This window comes from Pseudomonas sp. 13159349 (assembly GCF_013305685.1).
Taxonomy (GTDB): Bacteria; Pseudomonadota; Gammaproteobacteria; order Pseudomonadales; family Pseudomonadaceae; genus Aquipseudomonas; species Aquipseudomonas asiatica.
Genome location: NZ_CP045553.1, coordinates 55,248 through 78,982 on the forward strand (window position 1 = coordinate 55,248; position 23,735 = coordinate 78,982).

The window sequence follows — 23,735 nt, forward strand, 5'->3', positions numbered from 1 at the left end:
TATCAGAGGGATTGCCTGAAAATTACGCTTTCGAAATAAAAGCCTTCCGATAACGCATGCATGACCCGTGGATTACAATGTTGACAAGATAAGGAAACACCGGGTGGCATTGAGATAGATTCCCCGAATTAAGGGGGACCTAATGGTTACACAAAATGAAACATATACAAGCAGCGTTGTTCCTTACAGCCCTGACATATTGGATGATTTGCCAATTGATGATCAGCTGGCCGTAGAGTTTTTCGCAACAGCACGTTGTGCCAGTTTCAAACAGGCTGCCCGAGGGCTCAATGTGCCAGTGGTAGGCCTGCGGAAACGCTTGGAGAAACTGGAAGAGCACATTGGTGCTCCCGTGTTTGTCTACAAACACAACAAGCTTGCCCTGACCCGCACAGGCGAGAGGGTCAGCCATTACCTGTGCCAGCTCTTCGGCCCAGACGGCCTTGGCAAGTCCGGTGAAAAGGAAGTCCCCAGGCTTACCATCGCGATCACAGAGCCAGTGCTGAACGACATCGTAAACCGCGATCTAGTCGCCTACGTGCGTGATCATGCCGAAATGCAGCTGGAAATCCATTCAGAATGCACAACGCAGATGCTTTCTGAGTGTGAAGTCGATGTGGGTATCGCTTTGGTGAGCCCAGATGATAAAGGCGCGCTTGATCGCCATCCTACGTATAGGTTTGAAAGGCTTGGCCGGATTGGGCACGCCCTGTTCATTTCCAGCCGCTATTCAAGAAGCGTCACCCTTCCAGTGGAGAGCTTGGATTTGCACAACTTCATGCTCGTTGTCCCTTGGGATGAAGAGATCTTGGCGGGCTCACGAAAGTGGGCATCGATAATGGCTGAGCATCAGGGCGGTACCACTCGGGTCAAGAGCTACAACCTATCACGAGGCCTTGTCGTTGGCGGTGCGTGTATTGGAGTGCTGCCCGACTACAGCCGAAAACTGGAGAGAAATATCCTACCCGTGCCGGGTTTCCTGGACGACCTGGAGGAGAAAGATGTCTATCTTGTTATCAAAACGAAGCTTGTCCGCAATCCGCAGGTTTTGGAAATTCGAAGATTGATCAAGAAGAGCTTCTTTGATAAGAAGGACTGGCTTGTTCGGTAACAGTTTTGTTAGGTTTCAAACTCCTCCGTTAACACTACAGAAACACAACTGTCATATTCGCTTGCAACCTAGTCAGAGTGCTTAGAACAAAGGCATCTTGTTACAGCGGGTGACAACCGTGGCCTGCTCCCATCTGCAAGATAAATTTAGGCCGGCGCAGGGCGAAATATAACGTCGGTAGCTAAGCACTTAACATACGAGAGGCAAGCAATGATCCGTTCTTCGAACATGCGGGAAAAGCTGTTGGCTGCCGCAATAATAGGCACATTTTCCTCGCAAGCATTCTCCGGAACAGTAACCACTGACGGAGCTGACATCGTTCTGAAGACCAAGGGCGGTCTTGAAGTATCGACTTCTGACAAGGAATTCAGTTTCAAACTGGGCGGCCGAGTTCAGGCCGACTACGGCCGTTTCGATGGTGTCTTCACCAAGAATGGCGATACCGCTGACGCAGGCTACTTCCGTCGCGCCTACCTTGAGCTCGGTGGCGTGCTGTACCGCGACTGGAAGTATCAGCTCAACTACGACCTTTCCCGCAACACGGGCAACGACTCCGACGGCTACTTCGACGAAGCCAGCCTGACCTACACGGGTTTCAAGCCGGTGCAACTGCGCTTTGGCCGTTTCTACACCGACTTCGGTCTTGAGAAAGCCACCAGTTCGAAGTGGACCACCGCCATGGAGCGGAACCTCTCGTACGACCTGGCGGACTGGATCAACGACAACGCCGGCATGGGTGTTCAAGCCACCAGCACCATCGCTGACATGGCTTATGTTTCCGGTAGCGTTTTCAGCGAAACCAATAACAACTCGGATGGCGACAGCACCAAGCGCTACAACGTACGTGGCGTGTTCGCACCGCTGCACAGTGATGGCAACGTCCTGCACGTCGGTGCTCAGTACGCTTACCGCGACCTCAAAAACAGTGCGGTCGATACCCGGATTCGTTCGCGTCTGGGCGTCCGCGGTGTAGATACCAATGGCGGCGGCGATGCCGGCACCAACGGCAACCGCATGCTGTTTGGCGGTGCTGCTGCACAAGATGGCCTGTGGAAGGACGACTCGGTCTGGGGTCTCGAAGGTGCCTGGGCCACCGGCCCGTTCTCGGTTCAAGCGGAATACCTTCGCCGCAAGCTGAAAGCTGACCAGGCCAACAACGACATGAAGGCCTCCGGTTACTACGCCCAGATGGCTTACACCCTGACCGGCGAGCCGCGTATCTACAAGCTCGATGGTGCCAAGTTCGACACTATCAAACCAGAGAACAAGGAACTGGGGGCCTGGGAAGTCTTCTACCGCTTTGACGATATCAAGGTCGAAGACGGCAACCTGGTCACCGCGGCGGACCAATCGAACGAGCGCAAGGCCAAGAGCCACACGGTGGGTGTGAACTGGTACGTCAACGAGGCGGTGAAAGTCAGTGCCAACTACATCAACGTGCGCACCGACAACAACGAGAACACCGTGGGCGACGACAGCGGCAATGCCATCGTGACCCGCCTGCAATACGTCTTCTGATCCCTCTCATCAGTCTGACGTGAGAAAGCCGGAAGCGCTCAACGTGCTTCCGGCTTTCCTGTTTCTGGAGGTGATCAAGCATGGAGCGCCCTCCTCCTACCTGCTTTCGCTTACCGATGACCGCTCTTGCCAAAGCTCGGCGAATCTGATGTGATTGCCGCGTCGGGCTTTGCATGGTGGCCGTGCAAGCAAATCAAACCTGACTCCTATTCATGATTGAACCTGATTCGACGTCCAGCTTCGCGTCTAACGGCCCTACAAGCGCAGCTACCCCAACGTCGCTCATTAGGGGATAGTCATGTCTGCAAAAAAGCTGCTTCAACCTCTCGCTGCTCAGCTGCACGCCTCGTTCTCGGCTTCTGGCCGCCCGTACTCTCATCTGCACCTCCACCAGCTGTTCCACGCGGCCATCGGCTCCGTTGCACCGCAAGTTGCCATCCAAGACAAGCTGCCAATTCAGGTCTGTCGTGACAACGAGACACGGCAGTACAACCTCTACGCGGCGGTCGAGCGGGCGAAAACGTGCTTAGGATTGACCGATCTTCAAGCAGTCGGTGTGGCTGAAGAAGTCATTGAGGTGCTACGAACTGCGGGAATCGGCGTGAACCAGGTTCGCCTGCTCCTTGACCCCTCCTTCAGCTCGAAGACTCGCAAAAAGGCCTTCAAGGCTCTCTGCAAGAACCTGGATCTGAACGAGCTAGGCGATCGCTTCGTCCCCAAGACTGCCACGTTGGCCATCGCTGCTGGTATTGCGCCGCCTCCCAAAATGTCGTGGAAGGATCGCTTCGCCCTGGCTGCAAATTCCCCCATGCGGGGGCCAAGCGAGCTCATCAGCATGGTCAACCGGGATGAGTGTTATCTGTGGGTATTCCCACCGACTGACCATCATGCGACGGCTCCAGCGACGCATGACCGTTTCTTTGGTGAAAAGACCCACCCGAGCGCAGAAATGGGCATGGGGTTCAGCATCATCGATTCCGGCTGGACCCGCCCCAAGTACCCGCTATCCAGGCAGTCACAAGAGACCTTCATCCAGTATTCGCTTTCTGCGCCGATGTGGTCCTGGCGCGCACAAAGTGACACCTGGCGCCTGGGAAACATCCTGCGTTCAAGAATCCTTGACGGGGCTCCTTGGCATAACGAGCCTCTGAGTGACGTGCTTCCGAGCGGCCTTAAATCCCTGCCCCGGATCTATGGGTGCGAAACCTGCCGAACGCTGTTCATTGAGAATCACAGCGACTACCCGGATGTACCCACTCAGTGCCAATGCGGTGAGGCGAGCAGCACGGGTGACCAAAACGAGTCATCTGCTCTCAATAGCTGATTTTCCTTACGGTGGCGGGCTGAGCCCCCCGTTAGGGATTGGCTATGGGAGCGGGATTCGCTCACCCCAAACCTGAAGGCGCCGCCACCTAACCGAGCGATATGAGCTGAATGCTCGCGGAGTAGATATGCAAAAGAGTAAAAACAAACAGGACACCCTGGCGGCGATCAATGCGCTTGTCGAGATTGCGTATGATCAGGGATTTGCGGACGGACACGGAGTCGGCAATCAAGTCGGTTTCGTAGCCGGTGTCATGAGCCTCAAAGCTGCATTGGCCTGCGGCTTACGGCATGGCTCACCTGAGTGCGGAAAGGCCCTTGAAAGCCTCAAGCGCATCGGGATCGACGAGTGAGAGAAAAGTACGGGTCGTGCGCTGATCGCGCACGACCCGTACTTCTACTTCAGGTCATTTCCCTGCTTAGCTTCATGATTGAAGCTCAGGGATCAGGTGCTTCTGCGGTAGGCCAACAGGCGCAAGGCGTTGAAGACGACCAACAGTGTGGAGCCCTCATGGATCGCAACAGCGGCACCAATGCTCAAGCCCATGATGGTGGACGGAACCAGGATGGCCACAATCCCCAAGCTGACGAACAGATTCTGGTGGATGATCGATCGCGTGTGACGGCTCAGCCCCACCGCAAATGGGAGTTGCCTGATGTCGTCAGCCATAAGCGCGATATCAGCCGTTTCCAGGGCAACATCAGATCCAGCAGCCCCCATTGCGATACCAACGCTCGAACTGGCCATGGCAGGGGCATCATTGACGCCGTCACCCACCATGGCCACCTTGGCGCTAAGGCGCAGGTTTTTGATGGCCTTGACCTTGTCTTCCGGCATCAGGTCTCCCCACGCTTCATCTAAGCCAACTTGTTTGGCTACAGCCTCTGCAACGCGGTTGTGGTCTCCAGAAATCATGACCATGCGTTCGATGCCCATCTCTCTAAGCTTCTGGAGTGCCTCTTTGGCCCCCTCCCGGGGTGTGTCCAATAGCCCGATAGCGCCCAGATCCTTGTCAGCACGCCGTACCACCATGGTGGTACGGCCTGACTGACGTAGACGCTCCGCAGCCTCCAGGGCTGCCTTGCTGAGTGCGGGAATACCATTGGTACCGAACATCTCGACCTTGCCAATCCAGACGAACTGCCCATCAAGCTCAGCACGCACGCCGCGGCCAATCATGTTGCTCATGTTCTTGGCTTGGAATCGGCGCCGTGTGCCAATCATCTCTTCACCGTCACGCACAATTGCCGCAGCCAGCGGATGGTCGCTCATCGACTCCACAGCGATGGCGACGTTTAGCAGATCCTCGATCTGCGTGCCGCCTATGGGTATTACATCGGTGATACGTGGGCGCCCTTCGGTCAGGGTACCGGTCTTGTCGAATGCCATGGCATTCAATGATCCAAGCTCTTCAAGTGGCGCACCGCCCTTGATCAGCACGCCACCTCGGGCTGCCCTGGCGATGCCAGAGAGAATGGCGCTTGGTGTAGCGATCGCGAGCGCGCAGGGGCTGGCTGCAACCAGTACGGCCATCGCCCGGTAGAACGAGTCACGGAACGGCTCGTCAAGGAAAATGCCGGCAAATAGCAGCCCGACTACCAGCAGTAAAACCAACGGGACGAATATGCGTTGGAAGCGGTCCGTGAATCGCTGGGTCGGTGACTTCCTGACTTCGGCTTCACTGACCATCTTGATGACCCGCGCCAAGGTACTCTCCGTAGAGCGCCGTGTTACCTCAACCTCGATGAGCGTTTCGCCATTGATGGTACCGGCGAAGACTTTCGAGGCTGCATCCACTGCATCTGGCTTGCTGCGTGCGAGTTCGGCATCAGGAACAGGTTGCTTGTCCACGGGGACGCTCTCACCGGTTACTGGCGCCTGGTTGATACTTGAGGAGCCTACGACTACAAAACCATCGGCCGGCAGGCGGTCATTGGGGCGCACGATGACAACGTCACCGGGAACCAGCAGCTCCACGGGCATCTCCACCGTGCCATTTGCTCTGCGTACGATCGCGGTGGCTGGTGCGAGCTTGGACAGTGCCTCAATCGCTTTCTTGGCCCGCCCCATCGCGTAGCTTTCAAGGGAATGCCCCAGACTGAACAGGAACAGCAGCAGAGCCCCCTCCGCCCAGGCGCCGATGCTCGCGGCACCGACTGCGGCGAGAAGCATCAGCGAGTCGATCTCGAAGCGTTTCTGACGGATGTTGGTAACCGCTTCCTTAGTGGTGAACCATCCACCGAACACGTAGGCCGACACGTACAGAATCAGAGGCAGACGATCAATCAGGCCAAGTTTTCCTGCGAGAGCTCCGGCACCCAGGAGAGCACCACAGATCAGCGCGAAAATCAGCTCTGTGTTCATTCCAAAAATGCCGCCATGCTCATGGCTATGACCTTCATGCCCGGCTTGGTCATCAGGGCGTTCAAGCAAACTCTTCATAACTCGTCCCTTCTGGGGTCAAGGCTTCCAATTGCCCTCTGCAGTTGGGGAGCCGTCTCTGTTGGTTGGCTAAGATCTATTGCACGGTTTGCCCGAGCCCAGGCGTTAACATTTCGAAGCTATGGGGTATCGGGCGTAATAAAAAATGCCAGGCACTGCCTGGCATTTATGAATTCTCTAATTGTTCTGTTCAAATCGTTTACTACTTGTTGTTGATGCATTGCGAATACATCGAGTAACGAACAGTCTTGAGCGTGCCCTGGGAGTCCTCGAAGGTCATCAACCGTGGATAGACCTGGCAGGTACGGGGGTCCTGCGACTGACGTACGAATTTCGCAACGTCTATCTTCATGCCATATTTGTAATCCTGAATCTCTGGCATTGGCTTGCCATTTTTCTCCGCGTACTTGGCCACTGCGGTCTGGTGTTCCTTGGTGTATTGAAGCTGCTTGCTCTCGGAGAAAGTGTTGGCCTGCGAAGCCACCGAGAAAACAACAAGTGCAGCAGCGATAATTAGCTTTTTCATAAAACCCTCTCAATTTCAAAACTTCTCGGGCGTAACCTTAGCAATGCATAGGCATCACCGGCATGACGAGAAACTTACAATTTTGAAAGGTAAGTGCATCTACTTCACTTTAAACAAAAAAGCCCACAACACGTGTTGTGGGCTTCTCTTTAGCGGAGGCTGTTAGCTAACCACTTCGGCCTCGTCGCCGTCTTCATCCTTGCGGTGTGCCCAGTGATACAGGGCAGGCAGTACCAGCAAGGTCAGTGCGGTGGAGGACAGGATCCCGCCAATCACCACCGTCGCCAATGGCCGCTGAACTTCGGCACCGGTGCCGGTGGCCAAAGCCATCGGGATGAAGCCCAGGGACGCTACCAAGGCTGTCATCAGAACAGGTCGCAGACGGGTCAATGCACCTTCATCGACTGCCTGTCTGAGCGTTCGTCCCTCCTCCCTTAGCCCGCGGATGAAGGCAATCATCACCAGGCCGTTCAGTACTGCAACGCCGGACAGTGCAATGAAGCCGACACCTGCCGAGATCGACAGTGGGATGTCCCGCAGCCACAACGCCACAACACCACCGGTGAGTGCGAATGGAATACCGGTGAAGACCAGCATGCCGTCCTTCAGGTTGTTGAACATCAGGAACAACAAGGTCATGACCAGCAGCAAGGCGACTGGAACAACGATCTGCAGGCGTTTGGCAGCCGACTGCAGCTGCTCGAACTGGCCCCCCCAAGTCGTCCAGTAGCCCGCAGGGATTTGCACCTTCTTGTCCAGCGATGCGGTCGCCTCCTCAACGAAGGACCCCAGATCGCGGCCTCGAACGTTGGCGCTGACGATAACCAGACGTTTGCCGTTCTCGCGGCTGATTTGGTTCGGGCCCAGTTGCAGGTCCAGATTGGCGACCTGGGACAGCGGGATGAAGCCGATCTGATTGGCACCCTGTGCCGCATTGGCAGGTACCGGGATCAGCAAGCTGGACATACCCGCTACGTCGGTGCGAACGGTCTCTGGTAGGCGTACTACCATGTCGAACCGACGGTCGCCCTCATACAGCGTGCCGGCCTGACGGCCACCCACGGCGATAGCGATCGAGTTCTGAACATCCGCGATGTTCAGGCCGTAGCGTGCTGCTTTTTCGCGGTCAATGTTGATGGTCAGCACCGGCAGGCCGGATGTCTGCTCAACTTTCACTTCCGATGAGCCCGGGACCGCTTTGAGCGCTGCCGCGATCTTGTTGGCGGTGTTGTTGAGCACGTCCATGTCATCGCCGAAGACTTTCACAGCGACGTCACTACGCACGCCCGAAATCAGCTCGTTGAAACGCAGTTGGATTGGCTGCGACAACTCGTAGTTGCTTCCTGGAACACCCGCTGCGGCCTTCTGCACTTCAGCAATCAGCTCATCACGAGGCTTCTTCGGGTTAGGCCACTGATCCTGAGGCTTGAGCATGATGTAGGCGTCAGAGGCGTTCGGCGGCATCGGGTCAGATGCAATTTCTGCGGTACCCGAGCGTGCGAACATCCGCTCAACTTCAGGCACCTGCGCAATCACCGCTTTCTCCAGACGCTGCTGCATCTCGACAGATTGAGTGAGGCTCGTTCCAGGCACACGCATGGCCTGCATCGCAAAGTCACCCTCACTGAGGCTTGGGATGAACTCGCTACCCATACGACTTGCCAGCAAACCACTGAGCACGACCAAGGCTACTGCGGCCGAGAAAGCGATGTTCCGATGTCCCAGCACCCATTGCAGAACCGGTTCATAGCGCAGTCGAGCTGTGCGCATGACCACGCCTTCCTCTTCCTTCACCTTGCCAGTGACGAACATGGCAATAGCTGCAGGAACAAAGGTAACGGACAGGACCATTGCACCCAGCAGCGCCATCACAACGGTGAAGGCCATCGGGTGGAACATTTTGCCTTCGACGCCGGTGAGGGCGAAGATCGGCAGGTACACCACCATGATGATCAGCTGACCGAAGATCAGCGGCCGGCGAGCTTCTCGCGCCGCGGCAAAGACCTCGTGGAAGCGTTCGGTTTTGGTGAGCATGCGGCCATGCTTATGTTGCGCATGAGCCAGTCGACGGATCGCGTTTTCTACAATAACCACGGCACCGTCGACGATGATGCCGAAGTCGAGTGCCCCCAAACTCATTAAGTTGGCACTGACCTTGTTGTTGAACATGCCTGTGAAGGTGAACAGCATGGACAGCGGAATCACCATCGCGGTGATCAGAGCCGCACGGATGTTGCCGAGGAACAGGAACAGAATGGCGATAACCAGGATCGCGCCTTCCACCAGGTTCTTCTTCACCGTCGCGATGGCTTTTTCAACCAGGTTGGTACGGTCGTAAACAGTCACAGCCACCACGCCCTTTGGCAGGGTGCGGTTGATGTCCGCCAATTTGGCGGCGACAGCTTGAGATACGGTGCGGCTGTTTTCACCAATCAGCATGAACACGGTACCGAGCACGACTTCGCGGCCGTTCTCAGTAGCAGCACCTGTACGGAGCTCTTTACCGATGCTGACGTCAGCAACGCTGCTGATGCGAATCGGTGCACCATCCACACTGGTGATCACGATGTTGGCGATGTCTTCGATATTGCCTACCTGACCCGGTGCACGGATGAGCAACTGTTCACCATTACGCTCGATGTAGCCGGCACCGACGTTGGCGTTGTTACTTTCCAACGCTGCGACCAGGTCATTGAGTGTCAGCTTGTAGGTAGCCAGGCGCTTTGGATCCGGCGCAACCAGGAACTGCTTGGCATAACCGCCGATGGTATTGATCTCGGCCACACCCGGGACGTTACGCAGCTGAGGCTTGATGATCCAGTCCTGGATCACGCGCAGGTCGGTCGGGGTGTACGGCGTACCGTCCTCTTTGACCGCGCCATCTTCGGCTTCAACAGTCCACAGGAAGATCTCGCCGAGGCCGGTAGATACCGGACCCATGACGGCCTCTACACCTTCTGGCAGCTGTTCCTTCGCAACCTGCAGCCGCTCGTTGATCAACTGGCGGGCAAAGAAGATGTCAGTGCCATCCTTGAAGATCACGGTGACCTGAGACAGGCCAGAGCGAGACAGGGAACGGGTCTGCTGAAGGCCCGGGAGACCGGCCATGGCCGTTTCAACTGGAAACGTGATCCGTTGTTCGGTTTCCAAGGGCGAGTAACCAGGCGCTGCAGTGTTGATCTGCACCTGGACGTTGGTGATATCGGGTACCGCATCGATGGGCAGCTTTTGATAGCTGTAGATACCGATACCCGCCATGATCAGAACGGCGATCATTACTACGATGCGCTGCTCGATGGCGAATCTGATGATACGTTCAAACATGAGAAATCATCCTGTCAGTTCGCATCAGTGACCGTGTTCGGCAGAAGCTTTGCCGAGCTCGGACTTGAGTGTGAAGCTGCCACTGGTTGCTACCTGGGCGCCGGCTTCAATACCGTCGATGATTTCCACGTACCCATTGTCGCGGCGACCCAGTTTTACCGGGCGGGTGTCAAAGCCATCTGGGGTGCGTACGAATACCGAAGGTTTGTCTTCAACGGTCTGCACAGCGTGCTCAGGGACCGCTACGGCAACTCGATCGGTCTGGGAGGTGACCGCAATGTTTACGAACAGGCCTGGACGCCAGGCGCCGTTGGGGTTGGTCAAGGTGACGCGGACAGTAGCTGCACGGTTTTGCTCGCCCAGCAGGCTGCCGACATAACCCACCTTCCCTTCGACCTCGACGTTCATGTCAGGCGAAGAGACTTTCACTGCACGGCCAGTCGTGACCTTGCCCAGATCTGTCGGCGGAACTGCGAAGGTCGCCCAGACCTGATTCAGGTCGGAAAGGATGAAGGCGTTGGTCGCCTCGCTGACGACTTCGCCGACGGTCAGGTGTTTCTCCACTACCACGGCGTCGAAGGGAGCGCGGAGCTCGTAACGATTACCGCCAACGGAGTTAACCGAGGCACCGATTGCGCCGACCTTCTGCTTGGCGTTGGCCAAGGAGATCTCCGCTTCTTGCAGCGCTTGGCGTGCTTGGAGGTAGTCTTGCTCTGCAGAGATCTTGTCCTGCCACAGTTGCTTCTCACGTTCGAAGGTCACACGCGCCAGTTCGACGCGACGCTGTGCGGCCTGTTGTTCGCTGCGCAGGTCAGAGATCTGCTGGCTGGCGATTACCGCGAGGACTTGCCCTTTCTTGACCGTCTCGCCCAGGTTGGCCTGGACAGCCTCAACAACGCCAGGAACACGAGGAACCACGTGGGCAGTACGATCTTCGTCGAAGCGAATTTCGCCAGGGAAGCTCACGACGGTACCGAGGTCACGAGGCGCTGCAGCTTCCAGGGCAACACCAGCGGCCTTGATCTGTTCAGCGCTGAGCGTCAGCTTGCCCTCTTCTTCACCGCCCTCTTCGCTGTGGCCTTCTTCACCATGGCCCTCATCACCTTCCTCTTTGGCGGCAGATGCGGCTTTCTTTTCGTCGCCATGGCCATCGTTAGCGCCATGCTCGGCAGTACTGGCGGCCTGCTGTCCGGAACTGTTGTTCCAGGCAAGGCTGCCAAATCCGAGGGCTGCCACAGCGGCTACCGCGAGGGCGATCTTGCGTTTGTTATCCATTGCTACTCCTGCTGATCGTAGGCACCGGCTTGTTCAAGGCTGTGTGCCGAAGAAAATGTTTGGCCCGTTCAGCGAGTGCCGGCGGTTGAGCCGACTTCGCCATAAACCCTTTCCACCTGCGCACGCGCATTGGTCGCCGCTGCCAACGATTCGAGGTATTGGCCACGAGCGACGATCAAGGTGCGCTGGGCATCCAGCACTTCGATGAAACCGAATTTGCCCATCTCGAAGCCGCGGGTTGCGGTCTCTACGGCTTGTTGGGCTGAAGGCAGAATGGTCTTGTCGTAGGACTCGACCTCCTGCATGGCGGTGGACCATTGGTTCAACGCGGTTTGGGTTTCGGTGCGCAGGCGCAGCTCAACAGCATTGCGCTGGTCCCGGGCCTGATCTGCACGACGAGAAGCGGAAAGAATGTTGCCCTGGTTACGATCGAACAGCGGCAAAGGCATAGACAGGCCCACAGTGTTGACCCGCTCGCGCACAGAGCGGTCGTACTGGCTACCTACACTGACAGTAAGGTTCGGGATACGCTGAGCTTTCTCTGAGCCGAGCGAGGCATCGCTCTTGTCTATCTGCACCACGGCCTGACGCATTTCTGCTGTTTGGTCGAGCTTAGCCAGCAGATCTTCAGTGCGAGGTGGCAAGCCCGGGGAGAGGGTTGGCGATTCGAGTCGATCAAACACGGTGACTGAGCTCCCGGTAATTTGAGCGAGCTGTTGGTAAGCGGTCGCTTTTTCCGTTTCTGCACGTCGAACTTGCAGCTGGGCTTCGGCCAGTTGCACTTGAGCGCGGGTCGCCTCCACTGGGGACGACTTACCTGCGCGAACACGGCCATCGACGATGCGAAGACCGCGCTCAGTCAGTTCGAGAGATTGCTTGGCCAGGTCGAGACCTGTCTGGGCCCGCAACGCGGCGTAAAAGGCTTGGACGACATCTGCACGCAGGCCGTTAACGCGACGGTCTAACTCAAGCTGTGCGGCGGTCTGCCCGTATGTGGCGACGTCAACACGAGCCCCCCGCTTACCGCCCAGCTCAAGGGTCTGGCTGAGAGAGACAGTCGTCTGGCTGGTGTTACGACGGGTGTCTTCCACGTCATACGAGATTGTGGGGTTGGGGATAAGCCCGGCCTGCTTGCGAGCACCATCAGCGATCCCAATTTCTTGCCTGGCCGCGGCCAGGTCTGGGTTGGCATCCATGGCCGTCGAAAGCGCCTGGGGCAAGCTGATGCTTTGGGCAAGGGCTGCAGGCGCCATCAACCCAGAGATGACTGCACAGAGTGCAGCGATCTTCCAGGGCGAGACGGGGGTCTTGGGTAAGACATTGCGGTTATACCGGGGCACTTTGATGGTCCTCGTGCACAAACTTCGATAAAGCTTGGCGAGAACGCCGAAACAGCTGCCAAGCCCCACTTGATTAGGTGATGGCACTCTAATGAGCGGTAGCTATCAGAGGGGTGGCTAGAAAATTACAATTCCGTAAGAATGTCCTGTAATGCCCGAAAATACTGGGAAACCAAACCCGACACGATGATTTCGTTACAAGCAACGGAGATGGCAAACACGCGGTGCGAAGGCCCGAACAACAGGTAGATGACGAAATTGTAATTTTCCTATCACCCCCCCGTTATCTTCGGCCTGCAAATATGAGCTCGCGCTACGCTAGGCGCGCCGCCTGGTCAGAACAATTAACGACACCCGCGCCGGTAAACATAATAAAAACTGCCGTGAATCAAAGGAGCATCGGATGAAAATCAAAGTACCACTGTATTTGGCGGCAGTTTCTGCGCTGTCTGGAAGCTATGCTATTTCGGCACAGGCAGAAGACAAGCCAGAAGGCTTCATTGAAGGCAGCAGCCTTACAGTGCTGAACCGTAACTTCTACTTCAACCGTGATAACCGCGACAGCACTGCCCCCACTTATAACAGTGGCAAGGGCAACACCAACGGCTACTCCGAAGCCTGGGCGCACGCGATCATCAGCAAATTCAACTCTGGGTTTACCCAGGGAACCGTTGGCTTTGGCGTTGATGCCTTCGCCATGATCGGCCTCAAGCTCGACACCGGTGATGGGCGCAACGGCGGCCGTAGCTCCTTCGACGTGCTACCCGTTGATAACAAGGGCGAAGCTCGCGACGAATACACCAAGGTCGGCGGCGCAGCCAAAGTCCGCTTGTTCGATACCATCGTGAAAGTAGGTGATGTTTTCCCATCGACTCCGGTCGTTGCATCCGGCGACTCTCGCCTGCTGCCAGAAAGCTTCCGCGGCGTGACCGTTGAGAACACCAGCATCCAAGGCCTCACCCTGCAGGGTGGTCGTCTGCATGCGATGAGCCAGCCGGTCTCAAGCAACCTGAACGACAACTTCGTGACGTTCTACGGCGGCCCGGTCAACTCGCCATGGATCGGTTACGGTGGCGGTGACTACTCGATCAACGACAACTGGACTGTGAGCGTCTACGCCAGCCAGCTGAAAGACGTCTGGAATCAGTACTACGCCGGCACCAGCGTGGTTTACCCGCTGAGCGACGATCTGGCGCTGATCGGTGGCTTCAACTACTACAAAGCCGTAGATGAAGGTAAGAAGCGCCTGGGTGAATTCGACAACAACATCTGGAGTGCCAAGGTCGGCGTGCGTTACGGTGCCCATACCCTAGCCCTGTCGCACCAGCGCAACAACGGCGACGACGATTTTGACTACCTGCGTCAGTCGGACTCGATTTTCGTCGACAACTCCATCCAGTACAGCGACTTCAACTCGCCGAAAGAGCGTTCCTGGATGCTGCGCTATGACCTGAACTTCACCAGTTACGGCATTCCAGGCCTGACGTTCATGACCCGCTACGCCAGAGGCTCGGGCGCGGATTACTCGAACGCTAACCAGTTCTACATGCGCACTGATGACAACGGCAACCCGCTCGACAATCAGAAGCGTTGGGAGCGTGACGTCGAAGTCAAATACGTTGTCCAAACCGGTCCAGCAAAAGATCTGTCCTTCCGGTTGCGCCAGGCAACCACACGTGCCACTGCATTCGAATCGGATCTGGATGAAACCCGTGTGATCATTGAGTACCCGCTTTCGATTCTGTAATTCGCTAACTGGACCAGTTATTCATTAACTGGTCCTATTAGTAAAACGAGCATTACGAATTCACCTTGAGTGGCTTAAGTGCTCCTTTGGTAAAAGGTGGATATTTGGCGCCCATTGGGCGCCTTTTTTTGCCTAAAATTCAAGTAGGCGTTCGATTGTACGCATCGCATGCCGGTGAAGTTCATGACTACACCAATGACCAGTCTCTTCAATGTGAGCGACCTCGCCGTCATCTGAGCGGAACGAAGCCAGCACAAAGAAGAAAATAACCCAATACTTCATAAGGTCAAATCACCTGCTGGAGAGAGGGCCCGCAACTGTCAAACCCAAACCGCGACAAGATATACCGCCAGACTATCAACTGTATTACCTAGAAATTACAAATCCGTCATTTGAGCCCCGGCACGCTCATTTTGATTTACCATCCCTTTCAATAATGCCGGCGCGCGTGCGCGGTTAATTGCTCAGTGATATCGAGACAAAATCCCATGCGAATTCTGGTAATTGAGGATGAAGTAAAAACTGCGGAGTATGTGCGTCAAGGTCTGACGGAATGTGGCTATGTCGTAGATTGCGTCCACACCGGGTCAGATGGATTATTCTTGGCTAAGCAGCACGAATATGAGCTGATTATCCTGGATATAAATCTGCCAGAGATGGACGGTTGGCAGGTCCTTGAGTTGTTGCGTCGTAAAAACTGCCCTTCCCGTATCATGATGCTGACGGCGAGAAGCCGGCTGGCGGATAAGGTCCGGGGGCTGGAGAACGGAGCAGATGACTACCTGATCAAGCCATTTGAGTTCCCTGAGCTGCTGGCCCGGGTTCGCGCCTTGATGCGCAGGTCAGATCACCCTGCATCCGTAGAGGTCATTCGCGTCGCTGACCTGGAGCTTGATCAGAGCCGGCACAGGGCATTCAGGGACGGTCAGCGCATTGACCTGACCACGAAAGAATTCGCGTTACTGCATTACCTGATGCGTAATACCGGTGTGGTGCTGAGCCGCACCCAAATTATTTCGCAGGTTTGGGATATGAATTTTGACTGCGACACAAACGTTGTAGAGGTGTCGATTCGAAGACTCAGAGCCAAGATAGATGACCCTTTCGAGACCAAACTGATACATACGCTTCGGGGCGTAGGGTATGTGCTTGAAAAACGATAGTTGCCAAGCTCTCTAGTACCGAAAATCCGCTACATGCTCCCGTCGCTTGCGAACTTGAGGTTTCTGTTTACGATCCGCGGCGCTGATTCCTCACTCAACAAATGAGGTAGGCTGTACATGAGGTATAGCATTGATTATCAGCAGGTTTCGCAAGGACAATCCGATGCCAGCATTGATGCCTGTCCAGCTGACATTGTCTTCAACAGCGACCATGGCCTAGCTCTTATCCCGTGCGTTGGCGATGTTATCAACCTCCCCTCTACGGCGGTCAAAGAAGGGGTTTGCGGCATCGTTAGATCAAGGATTTTCAATTATCTCAGAGGTCCTGAAGAGCTGTACTGTCACGTCAATATTCTCGTTGAGGAGGCGGACATCAATTTCGAAAGTCTCATCTCGGAATACATGCGCAATCAGTCACGTGCTCGCTCGCCTTCTTCATAAAGTCGAAGGCGGGCCAGTCCATTAATGGTTGTGTATGGGTGAGGGTTCAGCAGAGCGAGCGCCTACTGAGCACCAGAGATGAATAGTCACAGCCTAGTGGTTTAACGCGGTACTGCTGGTGTACGCAGGGCCGGACTCATTGTTTTTTGAATGGCGCATTGCAGCACATAGAAATATAAAACCCCGGAAGCAAATACGATTGCGGACAGATAAGCAAACTCAGAGTCTAAAACCCCGGAAACCATATACAATTTAATCGTGATAGAACCCATAATAATTCCGGTACAGTACATGACGCCTGTGAACTGATTGCCCAAAAAACTCAGTATGCCGCTGAAGGCATTGTTCGCACTCAACAGCATTGCTTTCAGTATCGTCCAGCCGAGAACTGGCAGAAAAGCCTTGATCATGAAGGCGAATAACATCGACGATGCAAACAGTTTTATCGGGGTTTCTGCCCACGGCTTGATGGTGCCGTCTACTTCAACGCCGGTATACAAGATGATATTCAGAATAATCGCCATAAGGGTGCATATGCCGAGGCGTATCATTTCCCGCTTAAGCGGGGCCATCATTATCACTGCGTGAATCTTGTTTCCAAAGTATCGTTTTAGTCCTTGGATCGACATTTTTCTTCCTATGCTCTCGGGTATGACGCTGTTGTAGCGTTGTATGACGGTCATGCTTTTACCCGAAGAGAGGTGACGCTTCAACGGTCCTGAATTGCGCAGGGGATCTCATGTCCTTCCCCTGGCTGGGTAGCTTGCTGAGAAATTCTCATCTACCTGCGTGGCAACGATGCGGCCACCCCGCCGCCGTCAGAGCTCTGGAGGACTGGCTGCTGTCAGCAACTCATCGAGTGACGGAACCTTAGCGTTTGCACTGAGGACGAGTGTTCTGGATCGGAGTATGGATACATCAAAGAAAGATTCGCACTCGACTCTTCCGTTTACTTCTCTCCAGTGGGTGACTTCTGGTATCAACTCATTAGGCACCGGGTATAGTGCCATAGGGTTATGGAATACCTCCACTTCAGCAGACCACGGCTCGTAGCCATATTGCGGCCAGAGCTGACCGTAGTCGCTGGACGCTACATCCAACAGAAATGGGATACCTCGTGATGCTCCCGGAGAACGGTCGAAAAACTCACCAAACCGCAAGTATCGGTACCCGTCTAGATGAGCTCCACCTGAGATCGGCACTCGGCTGAGCTTTGGCACTGTGCAGGCATTGGTGAAAATGACCGCTGAAAGATGGGCATTTTCCATTAGCGTAAATAGGCCGTTGGGGCGCCCTGATAGCAGAGATGTCTCTTCCTCCACAGTTATCAGGTGCGTACCACGATGCGCAGATGAGTGAACTGCAAAGCCATAGAGATAGCTGATGAGCGACTCCCTGCTCCACAGCATTGAACTGGGCGCATGGAAATCGGCTAAGGCCAGAATGAGCGGCTTACCCTCCACGTGCGGTAGGGATTCGTAACGCTTGTCCAATTTGTTTTGGATGGTCCTCGCAAACCTTTCTGCAGCCGCTCCTAAGAAACGCTCATGTCGGTCAGCGGGTGGGGGGACCGGCGAGGCGCCAAAATGCTCATACCGCTCTTCCGGGTTGGCTGTCACTGCTTCAACCCAGGCCTCATCTCCCAGCCTATTCTCGATGTGAAAATCGGGTGATTCTTTAGGCTGGGTGACCAAGAGTCCCTGTTCACGAAAAATCGCTAATAGGTGGGCTTCCCAGAGGCGGGTGTGAAAATTCTCAGTCTGGCAATCGGGAACCCAATTTCTGTCTGGGGATGGCAGTGCGAGATACAGTTGATTCAGCGCCCACGCCCCAATACGGCGGCTTGGATCAAATAGTGATTTGAACACCACGCTTGGTGTGCGCTTACCCATTCTGCTTAGAGGAGCACGTCGTCGTTCACCTGAAGGGAGTGGAAGCGGATGGGCTTGGGTATAGAGAAAATGGCTGATTGAGGCGCGGGCTTCAGACTCGCCAGTGGTGCGCTCACTATGGCTGAGGAGCACCCACACGCTATCGACACGACGCCGCAAGGTGACAATTCCGAAGCTGCCGGCATGGATATTTCGGGTTAGAGCGGCACAAGAAATTCCGTCCTCACTAAGCCATGCCCCTACTGGCGGGCTGTCCCCAAACCCCAACCCTCGTGGAAGCGACAAAGCGATTAGATCGAACATCGGCGCAGCAATTTCTTTCATTCGCTGATCTCGGCAGCCGTCAAAATGCATTCCATCAATGCCTCGGAGCGTGCCCGCCGGCGATGGCATCGGTGGAGGTACCTATTGAAGAAGGGGGCCTTGTTCCACCAGGACATCTCGGTTGGTGAAGATGGTCTCAATGGTTGCAGCCTCGGCAGCCACATGAGTCTTTCGCGTGATCTCTTCAAGGGCCAGTTCGAGCCGGTAGTCTTGGAAATACTCGTACAGCTTTTCAGAGCTCTCGGATATCTCCTCCCCACCATTCTTCGCGAACAAGATGTGGATGATCGCTGCGAGTGGGAGAGAGATGTCGAGATCCTTCTCTTCTGCATCTGAATCCGAGTTCAAACCGTCGAAATACCTCTCCAGATGACTCTGGAGCTCCTCAAGCCAGAACTGAGATAGGTTGCTTGGAAGGGAGCTTTCAGGCCCGGTCAGAAGGACTTCATCTCTGAATAGAGCCAGCAGATTGGGGTTTGCCATGGAGGACCTCACGATTAGATTTGAGAGCAACTGGTCAGCATAGTCCACCTCAAGATGACCACCTCCTTGACGCCCATCCTGGTGCTCCTGAGCATCAGACGAGTGAATCGCCCCGAAACCTGTAGATACAAAATGACCGCTTCTCGCCGTTAGCTGCCTTTCTTGAAGGACAGCTTTGGGTCGATAGCGGCCTTCGTGGAGGTTGGTGTCTACGGGGTCGGTTTAGTCAATCTGAATCTCCGGTTTCACCTCCGTGAGGCCGGCCATCGTCATGCATCAGATCTTGATTGACACGCGTGCCGCTTTGGATAGCCTTGCAATTGAGGGCTGCAACTGCGCATTTGTCGGGCCTGGGTACCAGCATGAGCCCCCCGCAATTTTGGCAGCAGAGGAAGCTGGTTCCTCTGAAGTAGTGACGGCGGGCATTGCCAGTCGGATTCTGAACCCAAGGTCGCCAGACTAGGAGCTAAAGGATCGCTGCGACTACTCCTCATCCCTTACCGAAAAGTCACGCGTCGGTCGTAAACGGCCCTTTCCAGGCCAATCAACTTTTGTGATTGGTGAGTAGGGATTTCTCGGCTTTTCTGTGAAAAGCACCCCTTCATTTCACAAAAAAAATGGCGAAGATTCCAATTTCACGGGGTCTGGCCTATCACCTATTTTGTGAACCTACATTCGGTGTAGGTTTACAGAAAAGCTGCACGCTTTCACAGATAGATGACCGGCCGGGCCCAGATTCTGGTCCCCACCGGTCAACATCAAGCTCGCACGCGCGGGCTTTTTTTGCCTCTATTTTCTTCAGCCTCACCTGAAGGCCCCGAAGGCATTTGATGGCCGCCGTCGTAGGCTGATAGCCTACCCGTAACTAGGTTAGCAACCTGTTCAGCGACAGAGGCTTCTAAGCAGTGAGCGATTCCACGCTGGTTGCAAAATTGCGGGCAGAGAATGAGCGACTAGTAGCCTTGCTTGAGGCGCATGGCATTGAGTGGCAGCTTCCAGCTGAGTCTGTATGTATGCCGGTACTGGGTAATCAGCCGCTCACCAACCTTGATACTGATAGCAAACTCGCTCTTTTCCGTAGCTTGTTCAAAGGACGTATCGACACCTACCCGTTGCGCTGGGAAAGTAGAGGCGGCAAGTCTGGGTATGCACCTGCCTGTGCCAATGAATGGCGGCCCGGAATCTGTGAAAAGCCACTTATCAAATGCGGTGATTGTGGCAAGCGTCAACTCCTACCAGTGAACGACGAGGTCATTTATCGTCACCTCTCAGGGACTATTGTGGTTGGGGTCTATCCGCTGCTTTCGGATGATACGTGTCACTTCCTAGCTGTCGATTTCGATGAAGCTGACTGGCGAGAGGATGCGCTGGCGTTTGTGCATGCTGGCCGTTCTCTCGATGTTCCTGTAATTCTGGAAATCTCGCGTTCTGGCAATGGGGCACACGCGTGGATTTTCTTCCAAGACAAAGTGCCTGCCAGTGACGCCCGCCGTTTGGGAGCCGCGATCATAAGTCATGCTTGCGAGCGCACCCGACAGCTGTCACTCAGTTCGTACGACAGGCTCTTCCCGAATCAGGACTTTATGCCCAAGGGTGGGTTCGGCAACCTGATTGCTCTGCCGCTGCAGAAGCGAGCCAGGGCAAACAATCACAGTGTTTTTGTCGACGACTCACTGGAACCGTATCCCGATCAATGGGGGTTCCTGGCTTCTGTTCGGCGGATGAGTCCAGAAAGCATCCAGCCGGTTATCAATCAAGCCATGGGCAATCGAGATCCTTTGGGTGTTGCTTTTTTTGACGAGCAGAGTGAAGCCGAACCCTGGAAACATCGTGAGCCAACTTCCCGGTCGCTGACATGCCCTTTACCAGATACCCTCAACGTTACGCTGGCTAACCTGATTTATTTTGAGAAGTCACAGCTACCCCAGCCATTGGCTAACCAGCTCATTCGGCTTGCGGCTTTTCAAAACCCTGATTTTTACAAGGCGCAGGCAATGCGGCTATCGGTTTGGAATAAACCCAGAGTCATTGGCTGCGCTCAAAATTTCCCTCTGCATATTGGGATTCCTCGCGGCTGTTGGGATGCGGTAGAGGATCTCTTAAAAGACCACAAGATCACTCCGCAACTTCAGGATGAACGCTTTGCTGGCGCTGCCCTCGAGGTCAAATTCTTGGGTGCATTACGTCCAGATCAGGACGCGGCAATCCTTGCACTGATTCCGCATGACACAGGAGTACTTTGCGCCCCAACGGCGTTTGGTAAAACAGTAACCGCCGCTGCTCTAATTGCCAGGCGTAGAGTTAACACTCTGGTACTTGTGCATCGCACGGAACTGCTTCGGCAGTGGCAAGCCCGATTACAGACCTTCTTGGGCGTAGGAAAGGAGGTAGTCGGTACGATTGGCGGTGGAAAGCCTAAGACAACCGGGCTGATTGATATCGCTGTGATGCAGTCACTTTCGCGGAAAGGTGAAATCAGTGACCTGATCAAAAATTACGGTCAGATTATTGTGGATGAGTGTCATCACCTCTCTGCGGTCTCCTTTGAAGCATTACTACGAAGCGCCCCCGCGCGCTATGTGCTTGGTCTGACTGCTACACCCATCCGCCGAGACGGACAGCAGCCAATTATTTTCATGCAGTGCGGTCCCATTCGGCATACTGCGGCACGACCAGAAAATGCCCCCCACGATTTGTCAGTCACTCCTCGGATGCTTAGTGGTCCGGTTCCTGTATCTGATGGTGCGGGAATACAAGAGGTCTTCAAAAGACTTGCCGACGACCCGGGGCGTACTGCGCAGATCGTTTCAGAGATCCGCTCAGCCTATGAGCAAGGTAGAAAAGTACTAGTGTTGACGCAACGCACGGAGCATGTGGATGCCTTAGAGCAGGCACTGAAGGCGTATATTGAAAACCTCTTTACCCTTCATGGAAGAATGCCCAAGAAGCAGCGATTATCCCGTCTTGGAGAGCTTGAATCCTTGTCTGAAGACACGCCTCGAGTCCTCCTTGCTACGGGAAAACTGATTGGTGAGGGCTTTGATCATCCTGCATTGGATACACTCGTGCTGGCTATGCCCATTTCCTGGCGGGGAATCCTCCAGCAATACACTGGTCGATTGCATCGAACGCACACCGCCAAGACTGATGTACAAGTCATCGATTTTGTTGATGAGGGCAACGTCGCATTAATGCGAATGTGGGAGAAGCGAAAAATAGGCTACAAGATGATGGGGTATCGGCTGACGGACAGTCTGGCCACTATGAAACTTCTCTAGTGCCGCCTAATCTACGCCAATTGCCGTACTTGGTGATTGTTGATAGCGGCGTAGCCCCTCAAGTGGAAGCCATCCATCGTTTGTATGGGCGCGGTCTCTCGGTGTGCCGGGAGGAGACCTTCGGCGATTTTTCAGATGACGTTGTTGAGGAACTGCGCCGAGTGGAGTGGGACCATGATAGTTGGCTTTGGGAAGCGGGTTCTTAGGCTAGTGACCTTTCCCTATTCCTCCAAGGCTTATTCGCTCTTCCACAAATAGTGTGGACAGCTGGCTTCAAGCTGTCTTCATTGGTTTGATCAGGCTTTCAGCCGGAATGCCAAACATTTCGTGCAATTTCCAAATCATTGGCAGCGTCAATGAACGCTTACGATTTAGCACTTCATAGACCCGGTTTGTCTTACCTATGGCAGGAGCCAGATCGGCAGCGGTTAGGCCGGACTGTTCCATACGAAACTTGATGGCCTCGATCGGGTCTGGCAGCTCCACCGGAAAATGCTTGCTCTCGTAAGCCTCGATCAAGGTGATCATGACTTCAAAAGCGTCTCCCTCGGGTGTGCCAGGTTCTGGCTCATTCTCGAACAGCGGAGAGATCTCCTTGAGTGCTGCCCGGTAGTCGTAGTCGGTGCGGATTGGGCGGATGTTCATTGATAGTCACTCCATCTCCACAGTGTTTGCGTCGATTTTGTCGTACTCCTCGTGCGTTCCGACAAACTTGATGTAGACCGCTCCAAAGCGGTAGGCAACGGCTACCACCAGCCTGTAATCGTTCCCTTTGATATTGAAGACGACGCGTCTGCCTTTCAGGATGCTTGCGTTACGGTACTGGCTCTTGATGGTATCAGGACTCGTCCATGTCGCTTTCCTGGCTTCGTCGACCCATGCGCGTAGTGGTTGTTCAGCGTTTGGGTAGGTTTCCCAAAAGGCTTTCAACTGGCTGATGGCGATGATCTTCATGTTTGGTAGTGTAGTCCCATGGTGGGACTGCACGCAAGGGTTGGTAGAGTCGCTCCGACAACGATTCAACGTTCCACGTGGAACAGGTATTCAGTAACCGCTGAGGACGTTGACGATCACACCACTGGCAATAGCCACCAGCACATAGTCCCCGTTCACATACAACCAACGGTGATCACGCGGTGGCGCATACAGGTGGCGTGCTTTCCAGTCGGTCACCCAGTAACGGTCGCCACGATAATGCGGGTCAACCACATGGCCACGCTGCCACTGCTGATGCGGAACCGGCATGCCCTGTTGTGGGCGGAAGTTCGGGTCGCGGTAGGCGGGACCGCGGCCATTGTCATGTCGGCCTTGGTACTGTGGCTGACCATGCGGTGGGTTGCCCTGGTGCGATGGGCCGCCATCATGCCGGTCAGGTGGGCCTGGCTGCGCGAAACTGGCCAAGGGGGCGCTGAGCATGAGCGCGGCGCAGATCACGGTCAGGGTTTTCTTCATTTTGCGGTCCTCTGCATGTTGACGCCTGGCGGGAGCTGACTGGTTGCCAGGTTCGGTTAACTGATCAGACCACAATCATTCCCGCTTAATGTCAG

General features: G+C 55.0%; 19 protein-coding genes. 8 read left to right on the plus strand and 11 right to left on the minus strand.

Annotation, left to right across the window (positions count from 1 at the left end; translation table 11 throughout):
* Window positions 1-142: 142 nt before the first annotated feature.
* The 4 genes from GEV38_RS00260 to GEV38_RS00275 all read left to right on the plus strand — a co-directional run bounded on the left by GEV38_RS00260 (window position 143) and on the right by GEV38_RS00275 (window position 4,305).
* Window positions 143-1,111 carry a LysR family transcriptional regulator gene (locus GEV38_RS00260; protein ID WP_011953108.1) on the plus strand — a complete coding sequence of 323 codons (969 nt, stop codon included), beginning with the start codon at window positions 143-145 and terminating at the stop codon, window positions 1,109-1,111.
* Window positions 1,112-1,321: 210 nt separating this feature from the next.
* Window positions 1,322-2,629, plus strand: coding sequence for an OprO/OprP family phosphate-selective porin (locus GEV38_RS00265; RefSeq protein WP_009395904.1), 1,308 nt, complete (start codon window positions 1,322-1,324; stop codon window positions 2,627-2,629).
* A gap of 298 nt (window positions 2,630-2,927) precedes the next feature.
* Complete coding sequence (locus tag GEV38_RS00270) at window positions 2,928-3,953, plus strand: hypothetical protein (RefSeq protein ID WP_011953109.1); 1,026 nt, start codon at window positions 2,928-2,930, stop codon at window positions 3,951-3,953.
* Between the two features lie 127 nt (window positions 3,954-4,080).
* Window positions 4,081-4,305, plus strand: coding sequence for a hypothetical protein (locus GEV38_RS00275; RefSeq protein WP_010951451.1), 225 nt, complete (start codon window positions 4,081-4,083; stop codon window positions 4,303-4,305).
* A 92-nt stretch (window positions 4,306-4,397) separates the two neighbouring features.
* Here GEV38_RS00275 and GEV38_RS00280 read toward each other — a convergent pair whose 3' ends face one another.
* The 5 genes from GEV38_RS00280 to GEV38_RS00300 form a co-directional block, all read right to left on the minus strand.
* Window positions 4,398-6,395 (minus strand): heavy metal translocating P-type ATPase, encoded by a 1,998-nt coding sequence (locus tag GEV38_RS00280; protein ID WP_010951452.1) that lies wholly within the window; start codon window positions 6,393-6,395, stop codon window positions 4,398-4,400.
* Between the two features lie 202 nt (window positions 6,396-6,597).
* The gene (locus GEV38_RS00285) at window positions 6,598-6,921 is read right to left on the minus strand and encodes a DUF2790 domain-containing protein (RefSeq protein WP_003253432.1); all 324 of its coding nucleotides are present in this window, start codon (window positions 6,919-6,921) and stop codon (window positions 6,598-6,600) included.
* Window positions 6,922-7,083: 162 nt separating this feature from the next.
* On the minus strand, window positions 7,084-10,245 hold the full coding sequence (locus GEV38_RS00290) for a CusA/CzcA family heavy metal efflux RND transporter (protein ID WP_010951454.1): 3,162 nt from the start codon (window positions 10,243-10,245) through the stop codon (window positions 7,084-7,086).
* Between the two features lie 24 nt (window positions 10,246-10,269).
* On the minus strand, window positions 10,270-11,520 hold the full coding sequence (locus GEV38_RS00295) for an efflux RND transporter periplasmic adaptor subunit (RefSeq protein ID WP_010951455.1): 1,251 nt from the start codon (window positions 11,518-11,520) through the stop codon (window positions 10,270-10,272).
* A 68-nt stretch (window positions 11,521-11,588) separates the two neighbouring features.
* Window positions 11,589-12,860 carry a TolC family protein gene (locus GEV38_RS00300; protein ID WP_010951456.1) on the minus strand — a complete coding sequence of 424 codons (1,272 nt, stop codon included), beginning with the start codon at window positions 12,858-12,860 and terminating at the stop codon, window positions 11,589-11,591.
* Window positions 12,861-13,263: 403 nt separating this feature from the next.
* Between GEV38_RS00300 and GEV38_RS00305 the strand changes: the two genes are divergently transcribed.
* The 3 genes from GEV38_RS00305 to GEV38_RS00315 all read left to right on the plus strand — a co-directional run bounded on the left by GEV38_RS00305 (window position 13,264) and on the right by GEV38_RS00315 (window position 16,211).
* A complete protein-coding gene (locus GEV38_RS00305; RefSeq protein WP_003253422.1) occupies window positions 13,264-14,607 on the plus strand; it encodes an OprD family porin in 1,344 nt (447 codons plus the stop codon).
* 488 nt (window positions 14,608-15,095) lie between these two features.
* On the plus strand, window positions 15,096-15,770 hold the full coding sequence (locus tag GEV38_RS00310; protein WP_003253420.1) for a heavy metal response regulator transcription factor: 675 nt from the start codon (window positions 15,096-15,098) through the stop codon (window positions 15,768-15,770).
* Window positions 15,771-15,887: 117 nt separating this feature from the next.
* Window positions 15,888-16,211, plus strand: coding sequence for a hypothetical protein (locus tag GEV38_RS00315; protein ID WP_010951457.1), 324 nt, complete (start codon window positions 15,888-15,890; stop codon window positions 16,209-16,211).
* Window positions 16,212-16,312: 101 nt separating this feature from the next.
* Here GEV38_RS00315 and GEV38_RS00320 read toward each other — a convergent pair whose 3' ends face one another.
* The 3 genes from GEV38_RS00320 to GEV38_RS00330 all read right to left on the minus strand — a co-directional run bounded on the left by GEV38_RS00320 (window position 16,313) and on the right by GEV38_RS00330 (window position 18,910).
* Window positions 16,313-16,840 (minus strand): hypothetical protein, encoded by a 528-nt coding sequence (locus GEV38_RS00320; RefSeq protein ID WP_012269855.1) that lies wholly within the window; start codon window positions 16,838-16,840, stop codon window positions 16,313-16,315.
* Window positions 16,841-17,029: 189 nt separating this feature from the next.
* Window positions 17,030-18,427: a hypothetical protein gene (locus GEV38_RS00325; protein ID WP_230491487.1), complete on the minus strand. Its 1,398-nt coding sequence runs from the start codon at window positions 18,425-18,427 to the stop codon at window positions 17,030-17,032.
* Window positions 18,428-18,508: 81 nt separating this feature from the next.
* Entirely contained in the window at window positions 18,509-18,910 is a 402-nt protein-coding gene (locus GEV38_RS00330; RefSeq protein ID WP_012269857.1) for a hypothetical protein, read from the minus strand.
* A 905-nt stretch (window positions 18,911-19,815) separates the two neighbouring features.
* On the opposite strand from GEV38_RS00330, the gene GEV38_RS00335 reads away from it, so the two are divergent.
* Window positions 19,816-22,188: a DEAD/DEAH box helicase family protein gene (locus tag GEV38_RS00335; protein ID WP_043935155.1), complete on the plus strand. Its 2,373-nt coding sequence runs from the start codon at window positions 19,816-19,818 to the stop codon at window positions 22,186-22,188.
* 273 nt (window positions 22,189-22,461) lie between these two features.
* Here GEV38_RS00335 and GEV38_RS00340 read toward each other — a convergent pair whose 3' ends face one another.
* The 3 genes from GEV38_RS00340 to GEV38_RS00350 all read right to left on the minus strand — a co-directional run bounded on the left by GEV38_RS00340 (window position 22,462) and on the right by GEV38_RS00350 (window position 23,640).
* Window positions 22,462-22,833 carry a type II toxin-antitoxin system HigA family antitoxin gene (locus tag GEV38_RS00340; RefSeq protein WP_015268425.1) on the minus strand — a complete coding sequence of 124 codons (372 nt, stop codon included), beginning with the start codon at window positions 22,831-22,833 and terminating at the stop codon, window positions 22,462-22,464.
* Window positions 22,834-22,839: 6 nt separating this feature from the next.
* Window positions 22,840-23,142 carry a type II toxin-antitoxin system HigB family toxin gene (locus tag GEV38_RS00345; RefSeq protein WP_015268426.1) on the minus strand — a complete coding sequence of 101 codons (303 nt, stop codon included), beginning with the start codon at window positions 23,140-23,142 and terminating at the stop codon, window positions 22,840-22,842.
* A gap of 90 nt (window positions 23,143-23,232) precedes the next feature.
* Entirely contained in the window at window positions 23,233-23,640 is a 408-nt protein-coding gene (locus GEV38_RS00350; RefSeq protein ID WP_015268427.1) for an RcnB family protein, read from the minus strand.
* Window positions 23,641-23,735: the final 95 nt, after the last annotated feature.

Bases quoted from the DNA above. Each gene is read 5' to 3' on its own strand.
- GEV38_RS00285 (WP_003253432.1), bottom strand. From the start codon at position 6,921: ATGAAAAAGCTAATTATCGCTGCTGCACTTGTTGTTTTCTCGGTGGCT.
- GEV38_RS00340 (WP_015268425.1), bottom strand. From the start codon at position 22,833: ATGAACATCCGCCCAATCCGCACCGACTACGACTACCGGGCAGCACTC.
- GEV38_RS00320 (WP_012269855.1), bottom strand. From the start codon at position 16,840: ATGTCGATCCAAGGACTAAAACGATACTTTGGAAACAAGATTCACGCA.
- GEV38_RS00280 (WP_010951452.1), bottom strand. From the start codon at position 6,395: ATGAAGAGTTTGCTTGAACGCCCTGATGACCAAGCCGGGCATGAAGGT.
- GEV38_RS00305 (WP_003253422.1), top strand. From the start codon at position 13,264: ATGAAAATCAAAGTACCACTGTATTTGGCGGCAGTTTCTGCGCTGTCT.
- GEV38_RS00260 (WP_011953108.1), top strand. From the start codon at position 143: ATGGTTACACAAAATGAAACATATACAAGCAGCGTTGTTCCTTACAGC.
- GEV38_RS00275 (WP_010951451.1), top strand. From the start codon at position 4,081: ATGCAAAAGAGTAAAAACAAACAGGACACCCTGGCGGCGATCAATGCG.
- GEV38_RS00310 (WP_003253420.1), top strand. From the start codon at position 15,096: ATGCGAATTCTGGTAATTGAGGATGAAGTAAAAACTGCGGAGTATGTG.
- GEV38_RS00345 (WP_015268426.1), bottom strand. From the start codon at position 23,142: ATGAAGATCATCGCCATCAGCCAGTTGAAAGCCTTTTGGGAAACCTAC.
- GEV38_RS00295 (WP_010951455.1), bottom strand. From the start codon at position 11,520: ATGGATAACAAACGCAAGATCGCCCTCGCGGTAGCCGCTGTGGCAGCC.
- GEV38_RS00325 (WP_230491487.1), bottom strand. From the start codon at position 18,427: ATGAAAGAAATTGCTGCGCCGATGTTCGATCTAATCGCTTTGTCGCTT.
- GEV38_RS00270 (WP_011953109.1), top strand. From the start codon at position 2,928: ATGTCTGCAAAAAAGCTGCTTCAACCTCTCGCTGCTCAGCTGCACGCC.
- GEV38_RS00265 (WP_009395904.1), top strand. From the start codon at position 1,322: ATGATCCGTTCTTCGAACATGCGGGAAAAGCTGTTGGCTGCCGCAATA.
- GEV38_RS00330 (WP_012269857.1), bottom strand. From the start codon at position 18,910: ATGGCAAACCCCAATCTGCTGGCTCTATTCAGAGATGAAGTCCTTCTG.
- GEV38_RS00315 (WP_010951457.1), top strand. From the start codon at position 15,888: ATGAGGTATAGCATTGATTATCAGCAGGTTTCGCAAGGACAATCCGAT.
- GEV38_RS00290 (WP_010951454.1), bottom strand. From the start codon at position 10,245: ATGTTTGAACGTATCATCAGATTCGCCATCGAGCAGCGCATCGTAGTA.
- GEV38_RS00350 (WP_015268427.1), bottom strand. From the start codon at position 23,640: ATGAAGAAAACCCTGACCGTGATCTGCGCCGCGCTCATGCTCAGCGCC.